Here is a 12609-nt window from a genome sequence, read left to right on the forward strand (position 1 = left end):
CAGGATGACAACAGCAGTGTTCTTGGGTCTATAAGGACAGTATAATCAATGCTCGTGTCATCCTGAGTCGGGCAGTATAAACTTGACTATCGAAGGATCTCCTCTTTTAAGACCCTATAGCTCGACCCTAATAATTGTGCATTGTGAACTGTGAATTGTGAATTGTATAAGGTCAGTATAATCAATGCTCGTGTCATCCTGAGTCGGGCAGTATAAACTTGACTATCGAAGGATCTCCTCTTTTAAGACCCTATAGCTCGACCCTAATAATTGTGCATTGTGAACTGTGAATTGTGCATTGTTAAGGTCAGTATAATCAATGCTCGTGTCATTCTGAACGCCAGTGAAGAATCCCATCTTTTTCACCCTATAGCTCGACCCTAATAATTGTGAATTGTGAATTGTGAACTGTGAATTGTGAATTGAATTACATTGTGAATTATGAATTGTGAATTGTGCATTGTAAAAAGGAGAGTGTTGTTTTGGAATCTTTTAATCAATTTGAACTTTGGAAAGATATAACTTCTGAGGAGTGGAATGATTGGAAATGGCAAGTTAGAAATCGAATAACCAAAGTAGAAACCCTAAAACAAATTATAAACTTGACTGAACAGGAAGAGCAGGATATAAATCAAGTTCTTAAAAAATTTAGACTTGGAATCACCCCTTATTATGCATCTCTAATGGATTCGGATGACAAAAATTGTCCAATAAGGATGCAAGCAGTTCCAACTATAATGGAAACCTACAGCAATATATCCGAACTGGAAGACCCACTGGATGAAGATGTAGATTCACCGGTTCCGGGACTTACCCATAGATATCCTGATAGAGTTCTTTTTCTAATAACCGATCAGTGCTCAATGTATTGCAGGCACTGTACCCGAAGAAGATTTGCAGGACAGCATGATATGGGAGCTCCGCGAGCTGGATTGGATAAAGCAATAGAGTATATCAGAGATACTCCCCAAGTAAGAGATGTCCTATTATCAGGAGGAGATTGTCTGCTTGTCGGAGACGATTTGTTAGAATATATAATTAAAAAATTGAGAGAAATACCACATGTAGAAATAATAAGACTTGGAACTCGAACTCCGGTGGTAATGCCGCAAAGAATCACAGATGACTTGGTAAATATGTTAAAAAAACATCATCCAATATGGCTTAATACACATTTCAACCATCCAAAAGAAATAACTCCCGAATCAATAGAAGCCTGTAGGAAATTAGCCGATGCAGGAATACCTCTGGGCAATCAAAGCGTGCTCTTAAGAGGCATAAACGACTGCCCATATATAATGAGGGATTTGGTTCATGACTTAGTAAAAATGAGGGTGCGGCCTTATTATATATATCAATGTGATTTATCAATGGGAATTGAACACTTTAGGACAAAAGTGTCCAAAGGCATAGAAATCATAGAATCCTTAAGAGGGCATACATCAGGATATGCAGTCCCTACATTCGTAGTGGATTCACCGGGCGGCGGCGGTAAAATACCGGTAATGCCTCAATATATAATCTCCCAATCGCCGACAAAAGTAGTCCTTAGAAATTATGAAGGAATCATCACAACTTATGCAGAACCTCAAATGATAGAAGAACCGTGTAAATGTGATTATTGCAATGATAAGAAAAATTCTAATACCACAGGAGTAGCAGAACTAATGCAAGGACATGAAATCAAACACCTCAAACCTAAATATTTAGAACGCCACCAACGCAGAAAGGAGTAATTTCATGCTTTTAAACCTAATAAAGGATAAATACAAAACAATCTCTATAGTCGGTATGAGCAAAAATTCCGGAAAGACAGTAGCCCTAAACCATCTAATCAATGAAGCCGAAAAATCCAAAATACCGATAGGCATCACCTCCATTGGGCGTGACGGTGAATTTAAGGATATCATTACAGAATTGGAAAAACCCCGTATTTATGTGGACAAAGGCACTATAATCGCAAGTACTGAAGAATTGCTGAAGTTGGGAAGTGCAGAGATTGAAATATTAAGAACTACAGATTTTAGGACACCATTAGGCAATATAATAATAGGCAAAGTAAAATCAAATGGAAATATAGAAATCGGCGGACCTCAAACTCTGGCAGAGATGAAAGAAATCATCGATATTATGCATTGCCTTGGAGCAGAAATTGTAATCATGGATGGAGCATTAGATAGAAGATCCTCGGCAGCGCCTACAATTTCAGAAGCAACAATTTTATCAACTGGAGCGGTACTTTCCCGAGATATGAACAAAGTAGTTGAGCAAACTCTTCATGCAGTAAAATTATTTAATCTACCTGCAATAGAAGATAAGAGGGTTAGAGATATAATGTCAAATTCAATGAATGAAAATAAAATTGAACTCATAGATAAAAATCTTAATGTAAACACTTTAAGTTTGCCAACAGCAATCGGCGGAGGAAAAAATATCGGCGGTCGCATAAAAGATGATTCAAAATATCTTGTGATCCCCGGTTCTCTTGTAAAGGATACGATAGAAGATATCATATATACAACAAAGAGATTTAAATATATTGACATAGTAGTAAATGACGGAACGAAGATATTTATAGATTATAGGGATTTTATTAGATTTCAAAGATTGGGAGTGAAGATAAAGGTACTGCACCCAATCGATTTAATAGGCATCACAGTCAATCCCTATTCACCCACAGGTTATAGCTTCGACCCAATAGAATTTTTAGAAAAAATGCAAGCCAAAATCAAAGATATACCGATAGTGGATTGTGAAAGTGAACTGTGCATTGTGCATTGTGCATTGTGAATTGTCTTTTCAATTGTGCATTGTGAACTGTGAACTGTGAATTGTGAATTGTATAAGGTCAGTATAATCAATGCTCGTGTCATCTTGAGTTGGGCAGTATAAACTTGACTATCGAAGGATCTCCTCTTTTAAGACCCTATAGCTCGACCCTAATAATTGTGAACTGTGAATTGTGAATTGTCTTTTCAATTGTGAACTGTGAATTGTGAATTGTGAATTGTAGAAAAGGATGTGATCAATTTGTCCAAACTAAATTTAAACCAAGAAATAATCGACTCCTCACGTCAATCAGCCAAAAATATAGCAGATGAAGTCCAAAAATTCATCGACTTGCATACAACAGTCTCCACAGAACGAGCTATACTGCGGCTTCTTGGAGTAGACGGAGTAGATGATATAGATAAACCCCTTCCAAACGTAGTAGTAGACAGCATAAGATTGAATAGAGAATTGGAAAAAGGTGTAGCATATTGGATAGGAAATGCAATGCTAAATACCCATCTTACCCCTCAGCAAATAGCGGAAAAAATATCAATAGGTGAATTGGAAATCACGAGTCTGCCTATACAAGATGAAGACAAAATAAAAAATGTCATAGAAAAAGCCGCAAAACCTACAATAGAAAAAATAAAATTCAACAAAATAAAAAGAGAAGAACTTGGCTGTCAATCCTCTTTTTCCACCCCGCTAATTTATGTCATCGTAGCCACAGGAAATATTTATGAAGATATAGTTCAAGCAAAAGCAGCAGCCAAACAGGGCGCAGACGTCATAGCAGTCATAAGAACCACAGGGCAATCGCTGCTTGATTACGTACCATATGGTGCAACCACCGAAGGATTTGGCGGGACATATGCAACTCAAGAAAACTTTAGACTCATGAGACAGGCGCTTGACGAAGTGGGAGAGGAAATCGGTAAATATATTCGTTTGACAAATTATTGCTCGGGGCTTTGTATGCCCGAGATAGCAGCCATGGGAGCAGTGGAACGGCTTGACATGATGTTAAATGATGCACTCTATGGTATTTTGTTTAGAGATATCAATATGCAAAGAACCCTGATCGACCAGTACTTCAGCAGAGTAATCAATGGATTTGCAGGAATCATCATAAATACAGGAGAGGATAATTATCTAACAACAGATGACGCAGTAGAAGCAGCCCATACAGTGCTGGCATCCCAATTTATAAACGAGCAATTTGCGCTAAAAGCGGGGATTCCCGAAGAACAAATGGGACTGGGTCATGCCTTTGAAATGGATCCGGATTTGGAAAATGGATTTCTATTGGAATTAGCCCAAGCACAAATGGCAAGAGAGATATTTCCCAAAGCTCCGCTAAAATATATGCCGCCAACAAAATATATGACAGGCAATATATTTAAAGGACATCTGCAGGATGCCATGTTCAACTTAGCATCCATAATGACAAAACAAGGAATTCAACTACTGGGAATGCCTACAGAAGCAATCCATACTCCCCATTTGCATGATAGATATCTATCCATAGAAAATGCAAAATATATATTTAAAGACGCTCGAAATTTAGGTGATGAGATAGAATTTAAAAAAGATGGAATCATTCAAAATAGAGCTAAAGAAGTATTGTTAAAGGCAAATGAATTATTGGTTGAAATCGATAGTGAAGGACTGTTTAAAGCAATCGAAAAAGGCAAATTCGGTGGTGTCAAAAGATCGCCGACAGGAGGCAAAGGTCTTGATGGAGTAGTAATGAAAGATGAAAAATACTTTAACCCATTTATCGTATCCATGCTTGGAGGTGAAAGGCGATGATTGATCTAAATAAAATTAAACCATATGGCGATACATTAAATGATGGGATGGTACAGCTTAGCTTTACATTGCCCATATCAAATGGAGAAGAAGCAAAAGAAGCAGCAAGGCAATTGGTGTTGAAAATGGGCTTTGAAGAGGCTAGTGTAGTATATTCCAAAGACTTGGGAATAAATTATACCTATTTTATATTATATGGTAAAACCACTCATACAGTTGATTATACCAAGATAGAGGTTCCAAAAGTAGAAGTAGATGTAATGAACAAAGAAGAGGTAGAAGAATACATCAAGGAAAATATAAAAAGAAATGTTGTAATCTTGGGAGCATGCACAGGTACCGATGCCCACACAGTAGGCATAGATGCCATAATGAATATGAAAGGCTATGCAGGACATTATGGACTGGAAAGATATGAAGGAATAGATGCCTACAATTTAGGAAGTCAAGTCCCCAATGAAGAACTGGTAAGACAAGCAATCGAATTAGATGCAGATGCAATCCTCGTTTCTCAAGTGGTAACACAAAAGGATATTCACATTCAAAACCTTACACAGCTAGTAGACCTCTTAGAAGCAGAAGGAATAAGAGAAAAAGTCATCCTTGTATGCGGAGGGCCTCGCATCAGCCATGAATTAGCCAAGGAAATCGGATATGATGCAGGTTTCGGATCGGGAACCTTCGCAGAAGACGTAGCAACCTTTGTAGTCACAGAGATGGTAGCCCGCCTATCGCAACCTCAAAAAGCCGCCATTTAATAGTCGCACCTCGACCAATGAAGGGCAGTATAATCACTGCTCGTATCGTATGTAGGGGCGGATGACTCTATCCGCTCGCTGGAATCCCATGTTAGTATGTATTAAAAAGATAGGGAGATCCTTCGCTTTCACTCACCCTTAGAATGCAAAGGGTACACGGCAGGATGACAACAGCAGTGATCTTGGGTCTATAAGGTCATATAATCAATGCTCGCGTCATCCTGAGTCGGGCAGTATAAACTTGACTATCGAAGGATCTCCTCTTTTAATTGTGAATTGTGAACTGTGAATTGTGAATTGTGAATTGAATCAAGTTGTGGATTGTCTTTCTTCCCTATCTTTTATGTTTCACACTCTTAACTCTTAGTTCTTCACTCTTCCCTATGTTTTCCAATTGTGCATTGTGAACTGTGAATTGTGAATTGATTAAGTTGTGAACTGTGAACTGTGAATTGTCTTAAGTTGTGAATTGTCTTTCTTCCCTATCTTTTATGTTTTACACTCTTAACTCTTAGTTCTTATCTCTTCACTATGTTTTTCAATTGTGAATTGTGAATTGTGAACTGTGAATTGTGAATTGTCTTTCAATTGTTCTTGCATAATATCACTTTAAGATGGTATAATCTTACAAAAGAGGTGAGACTATGGAACTGTATATCACTACCCTTGGAAACTTTGACATAAAATCGGGAAACAAATCATTGCTGGAAAAATCAAACAGATCTTACAGAATATATAAACTGCTTCAATACTTTCTAACATTTAGAAACAAAAAATTATTGCCCGAAACCATAATCGAAAACCTATGGAAGGATTCTGAATCCTTTGATCCCAAAAATATGCTTAGAGCACAAATATTTAGATTAAGGCAGATGCTAAAGAAAATATTACCGGAAGATGTGGATGAAGCAGACTACCTTCAGATTAATTTTAGCAACGGCTATTATTTCTTGGAAGTAGGAAACAAAGTAAAAATCGACAATGATATATTTGAAAAGCTCATATCAGAAGGGGATGCCCATAGAATCGAAAACGCATCCATAGCCTTAGAATACTATAATCAGGCATTAGAACTATATAAAGGACTGTATCTAGGGAAAAATGCGTACGAAATATGGATTGTTCCCATAAGAAATCATTATAGCAGACTTTGCCTTAAAACCTTTTTAAAAGCAATTGAAATATATAAAGAAAAAGATGAACAGGAAAAGATAATAGAACTATGTGAAAAAGCAATCACTGTAGAACCATATGAGGAGCAAATTCATATTTGCCTAATGGACGCAATGCTGAAGATAGGACAAATACAAAACGCACATGATCATTATGATTGTATAATGTCCACATTGGAAAAGGAGAATAAAAACGCAAATTCCCCTGGAATGAAAAATATATACAGAAAAATTCAAAGCTGTTATTTAGAAAAAAGTGAAGTAAATATAGAAAACATAAAAGACAAATTAGAAACCGAGGAAAATTCAGGTCCCATAATCTGTGATTCCGATAATTTTAAATTGCTGTTCAATATGCAAAAAAGACAAAGAGCCATAGGTGAAAAACGGGATTATATATGCCTGATAACCTTGAATAAAGACGATTGTAGCAATGAAGACATAAAGAGCTGGGAAAAGATAATGAACAAAACCTTGGAAAGCACATTAAGAAAAGGTGATGTATATTCATTTTGGAACGATACTCAAATACTGTTACTGTTACAGGAAATAATAGATACTAGTATAGATGTCATAGAAGGAAGGATAAGAGACAATCTTCCCATGGATTTTGGGTATCATATCAACATGAAATTTACACAAATAGACATAGAAGAAGATTTTATCCTCAAAAGCCCAAATTAGGGCTTTTTTTAATTATTCAAAATATAATCAATTTATAATTCTCAATATAATCATACAATTGATATAATAAATCATAAGAGAAAATATTGATTGGAGGTAAAGAGTTGGAATATCCAGCAAAAAAAGACTATTTTATCAGCTTTAAAGCCGTATATAACGATAAAAATGAATTTATAGATTATATATTAATAAATTTTAGTGAAAATTTAAAAGCCTCCGGCATTATAAAATATGAAGAATTGATAGGAAGAAAATTATCAGAACTATTTATTGAAAATGAAGATATCCTACCCGGATTGAGAGACTTATATTATCATATGATACCAAATACAAGTAGAAAATTTGAAAACTATATAGAAAAATTCGATAAGTGGTATCTGATCAATATTTTTAGTGATGAAAAAGACTATCTGATATTGTTCTACACGGACATCACCGCACAAAAACACAACACAAAATATTCAATACCTAATACCGAATATGGTAAAAGTAAAAATATAGTAAATATCCATTGTTTCAAGGACAATCTCACAGGACTATACAGCAAAGAATTTTTTGAATTAGAACTCACCAGACTGGATACACAAAGGCAGCTCCCAATAAGCGTTATAGTCGCAGATGTAAATGGGTTAAAGCTGATAAATGATGCCTTTGGACATTTTATGGGAGACGAAGCTTTAAAAACTATAGCCAATATCCTAAAAAAAGTATTTAGAAAAGAGGACATAGTAAGCAGATTTGGCGGAGATGAATTTTTTATATTGCTGCCAAAGACTACAGAACAAACATCATTATCTATAATCAAAAGAATAAAGAAAAAAATAGACAACAATCCCCTTGATTTTTTGAAATTGAGCATGAGCTTTGGAACAGCAACAAAAACAAAAGAAGAGGAAAATATATTAGATATAGTAAAAAAATCCGAAGAGCGAATGTATTTCAATAAGCTTATAGAGAGCAAAGAAGCAAAGCGAAACATGATAGATTATATCAAAGAAAGATTGGCTAAGATAAGTTGTGAAACAGAACAGCACCACGATAGACTGGAGTACCTAAGCATAAAACTAGCAGATAAAATAGGCATATCCGAAATAGAAAAGGAAGAATTAAAACTATTATGTAAATACCACGACATAGGAAAAGCTGGGATACCAAATTATATTCTTAACAAAAAAGAACCTCTGAACGATGAGGAATGGGACAAATTGAGGCGTCATAGCGAGATAGGCTACCATATAATGCAATCTGCAGGAGAACCAATAGCAATAAATGAATTAATTTTAATGCATCATGAACGATGGGACGGAAAGGGGTATCCCGGACTGTTAAAAGGTGAAGAAATACCAAAGATAGTACGAATCTTTGCTATAGCAGACGCATATGAAGCCATGGTAAATTACAGACCATATAAGGAAAGAAAAAGCCATACAGAAGCATTAGAAGAAATAAGTGCAAACGCAGGAACACAATTCGATCCTAGGCTGGCAGAATTATTTATTGAATTGATGAAACTGGACGCTGAGGAGGCAACATAATATTATCATTCACAAGCAGAGAATAGTAAATATAATCAAAAAATAATTCAAAAAACAGTTTAATAAAATTATTCTAATGGTATACTATATATACAAAAAACTTATCAATAATTTTGGCAAACCTATTGAAAGATAGGGACGCAAAGCTATGAATCTAAAGTGATTATTCTTATTTATGATAATCACAATGATAGTCAAGCTGCTATGTATTTTACATGGCAGCTTTTACTTTTTACATTTTAAGGGGGAATGCCTTTGAATGTTACTCCGGCTAACTTAAGAAAATTGAATATAAATAAGGAGGTGCAATAAATGAAAGGTAAGTTAAGCAAGCATATTGCGTTTCTGTTGGTATTTGCAATGATTCTCAGTGCAAACATTGTTGCATATGCTGATGTAGTAGGAGACGGAACGCAAACTGCAGAGGTGGAAAGTCCCGGCGACAACCCTCCTTCACAGGAAGATGACAATACAGAGGGACAGGAGCCTACAGATCCTGTGGAGGATGATAAAGATAAACCTACAAATCCTGAAGATGAGGGAACTACAGAAGGAGAACCGGTAGAGAACAAAGGGGAAGATCCTACCGAAGAACCTGAAGATCCTGAAGATGGAGAAAACACAGAAGAAGAGCCTGAAATCCCGGAAGAAGAACTACCAATTGAAGAAATACCAAATTTAACATCATATATTGTAAGATATATGGGTGAGACAGAGCCTCTATTGAATGACAAAACCGTAGAAGATCAGCTTATAGGTTCAGAAATTACGGAATTTGCAAAAGATATTAAAGGCTATGAAGTTGATGAGGACTCAAAAACCATTACCCTTCAAGAGGAAGATAATATTATAATCTTTTATTATACTCCTGTAAAAAGTTTGGGACCGACTGAATTAACCGCTAGAGTTGATGGAGTTACTATCAGAATTTCTGCTGATGAGGGCGTTTTGCCTGAAGGAACAGAACTTTCAGTATATTCTTTGCCATCCGGAGAAGCACGTGATTATGCTGAAACCATAAGAGAAAATACAGGAGTAGGCTTAGAAGACTATCTAATGTTCGATATAACACTATTGGATGGAGAAGGAAATGAAGTCCAGCCTGATGGCAATGTAACGTTAAGTTTTACAGATGTTTACTTTGCGGATGACAATAAGGATATAGTAGTTTATCACCTTGAACCCAATAGACGAAATGTTAGAACTAAATCTACATTTAATTTAAACGGTATGAGCTATGATTTTGCAGTCAATGATATGTCAGCAGAAAATGAAAATGGTGAGATAATCTTCACTACAAATCATTTCTCAATCTATGCAATCGGAACTCAGGAAACAGCAACATACGAGTTCTATGTAGGAGACGATAAAATTGATACTCAGATTGTTAAAAACGGTGAAAGCTTAGTTGAACCTTCAACACCGAATGCTTATGAGGGAAAAAAGTTTATCGGATGGTATATATTAGGGGAAGAAAATCCGATTGATTTTGATACTTCTATAACTGTAAATGAAAGTAATACTTTCAGGGTAGATGCTAGGTTTGCTGATGTATACTATGTTTACTTTGTATATGGTGGCAATGTAATCGCAACTAAGGAAGTAGAACCCAACAGCACAACAAATGCTAGCGATATTCCTCTTATAGTTACGGAAGAAGGAAAAGCATTATCCCATTGGTCAGCAGCTGAAAATGGTGAAGCTTTTGATTTTGATACACCAATTACTGCCAATACCACTCTATATGCTGTGTTAGCAGATAGGTGGAAGGTGACATTTGATACCCAAGGAGGAAGTTCTCTACTCCCTAAATATATCATAAATGGTGAAAAATTAGGTGATATAGAAGTACCGGTTAAAGCAGGATATACTTTCCAAAAGTGGAATACCCAAGTTGATGGAAAAGGGACAAATTATACTAGTGATACTGTTATTTATGGGAATGTAAAACTATATGCCATATGGACACCTAAAAATAATACCAAATATACAGTAGTATATTGGCAGGAAAATGCTGATGATGATGGATATTCTTATTTTGAAAGCACTATAAGAATAGGAACCACAGGTGTTTCAGCAACTTATGATAATAAGAATTACTCTGGATTTACGTTGGATACAGCAAAAACCAATGCTGAAGATGTAAAGATTTCAGGCGATGGAGCGGCTATAAAGAATGTATATTACAGTAGAAATAGATATACATTAGAATTTAGACGTAGAAGTAATAATAATGAATTAAAGTCCTTTGGTAATATAAAGCAAGGAGCAGATACGACACCTTGGTGGAATCAGGCAGTTAATGAATATTCCACATATACTTGGTATGTAAGTAGAACTGGTAACACAGCGTACTCATTAGCACCAGATATGCCTAATAAAAATTTGACAGTTTATGGAGCAGAGTCAGGAAATGCTAAGTATACAATATTCTATTTGGAATATGTAGCGGGAAATCCAAGCGTTAGAGAACCATATTATTTTACTGGAAGCAGTGGATTGTATTTGACGATAGAAGATTATATAAGTATTCCGGGGTTTACCGTAAAATCAACTCCAAAGGATGGGTCTCAGAATTCAAAATATAATGATGATACTAAAAGATATGAGTGGAAACTTTATTATAATAGAAACAAATATAATATAACTTTCCAAACAAATGATAACACAGGTAATCAAAATGTTTCTAATATCCCATATGAAGCGGATATTTCTGACAAAGCATTATCAGGATATGTGAAGGATGTAACTACAAGATATGATGGTTATGTTTTTAAAGGTTGGTATACCAATGAAGCTACTGCAGGTGAACCTTATAACTTTACAGGAAAAACAATGCCTGCGAACAACCTTATACTTCATGCCAAATGGGTACCTCCGGTATATAGCGTTAAATATTATTTAACACCAGATACAAGCGGTGAGTACAAGACAATTGATGACATCTCAGGTGGAACTACGATTTCTGAAGATAAACTTGAAAAAGATATTCCTGCGGGATTAGAAGAAGAAGATTTTGAGGGTTGGTATTGGTATGTGAATGGAGTATTTGTACCATATGATTTTAGTACACCAATCAATAGAAATGATATTGTTCTATATCCTGTGTGGAAAAATTTAGTCTATGAAGTAACCTACAATGCTAACGGAGCAGGTGGAACGATACCCCAAGATCATAATAAATATATTTTAGGAGCCTCAGCTACTGTTCTATCACCAAGTGATCTAACCTCACCAAGTGATAAAGTATTTATAGGATGGAAAGAAGAAAATTCAGGCAAAGTTTATTATCCTAATGACAAGCTTTCCATAACAGGCAATATGACTTTAATAGCACAATGGGGAGATAAAGCGCCTACAACTTCTTTAGCATATTATGGGAATGGCGGATTTGATGGTAGTGACAATGCCTCTATAGAAATTCCACTTAAAAATAATGAAACCCATACAGTTCTTAGCAATAGCTTTATCTTTGAGGGACACAACTTCAAAGAGTGGAATACAAAAGCTGATAGAAGTGGTGCTAGTTATCAGCCCGGTGCAGAGATTATAGTAGATAATCTAAATACAACTAATGAGCTATATGCAATATGGGAGAAAAAAGCAGATATAAGCTACACTGTAAACTATCTAGAAAAAGATACAGAAAAAGTATTAGCAACAGCAAAAACTGTTGAGAATAAAACCTTCGGAGAAGAAGTAACCGAGACAGCAATAGAAATAGAAGGTTACAACAAGGTAGAACCAATAGAAGTAGCCATAGAGCTAGGAGTAGAAGAAAATGTAATTAACTTCTACTACACAGCTAGAACAGATATCAGCTACACTGTAAACTATCTAGAAGAAGGAACTAACGAAGTATTATCTCCAGCAAAA

Annotated in this window: 7 protein-coding genes and 1 riboswitch; all 7 genes read left to right on the forward strand. The window is 35.7% G+C overall.

Translation table 11 applies throughout. From position 1 onward, the window contains the following. Positions 1–482 precede the first annotated feature (482 nt). Entirely contained in the window at positions 483–1736 is a 1254-nt protein-coding gene (kamA, locus tag H8707_RS10155; RefSeq protein WP_262430030.1) for a lysine 2,3-aminomutase, read from the forward strand. 4 nt (positions 1737–1740) lie between these two features. Continuing rightward, positions 1741–2790 (forward strand): lysine 5,6-aminomutase reactivase subunit KamB, encoded by a 1050-nt coding sequence (gene kamB / locus H8707_RS10160; protein WP_262430031.1) that lies wholly within the window; start codon positions 1741–1743, stop codon positions 2788–2790. A 231-nt stretch (positions 2791–3021) separates the two neighbouring features. After that, complete coding sequence (gene kamD, locus H8707_RS10165; RefSeq protein WP_262430032.1) at positions 3022–4584, forward strand: lysine 5,6-aminomutase subunit alpha; 1563 nt, start codon at positions 3022–3024, stop codon at positions 4582–4584. Then, the gene (kamE, locus tag H8707_RS10170; protein ID WP_262430033.1) at positions 4581–5342 is read left to right on the forward strand and encodes a lysine 5,6-aminomutase subunit beta; all 762 of its coding nucleotides are present in this window, start codon (positions 4581–4583) and stop codon (positions 5340–5342) included. The genes kamD and kamE overlap by 4 nt, the downstream gene beginning before the upstream one ends. Before the next feature lie 644 nt (positions 5343–5986). Further along, positions 5987–7198: a BTAD domain-containing putative transcriptional regulator gene (locus tag H8707_RS10175; RefSeq protein WP_262430034.1), complete on the forward strand. Its 1212-nt coding sequence runs from the start codon at positions 5987–5989 to the stop codon at positions 7196–7198. Positions 7199–7302: 104 nt separating this feature from the next. After that, on the forward strand, positions 7303–8733 hold the full coding sequence (locus H8707_RS10180) for a diguanylate cyclase (RefSeq protein ID WP_262430035.1): 1431 nt from the start codon (positions 7303–7305) through the stop codon (positions 8731–8733). A gap of 105 nt (positions 8734–8838) precedes the next feature. Next, positions 8839–8940: riboswitch (cyclic di-GMP riboswitch) on the forward strand. A gap of 105 nt (positions 8941–9045) precedes the next feature. Continuing rightward, the coding region (locus tag H8707_RS10185; RefSeq protein WP_262430036.1) for an InlB B-repeat-containing protein at positions 9046–12609 on the forward strand (3564 nt) is incomplete at its 3' end.

Source organism: Paratissierella segnis, from assembly GCF_014385195.1.
GTDB classification, from domain to species: domain Bacteria; phylum Bacillota; class Clostridia; order Tissierellales; family Tissierellaceae; genus Paratissierella; species Paratissierella segnis.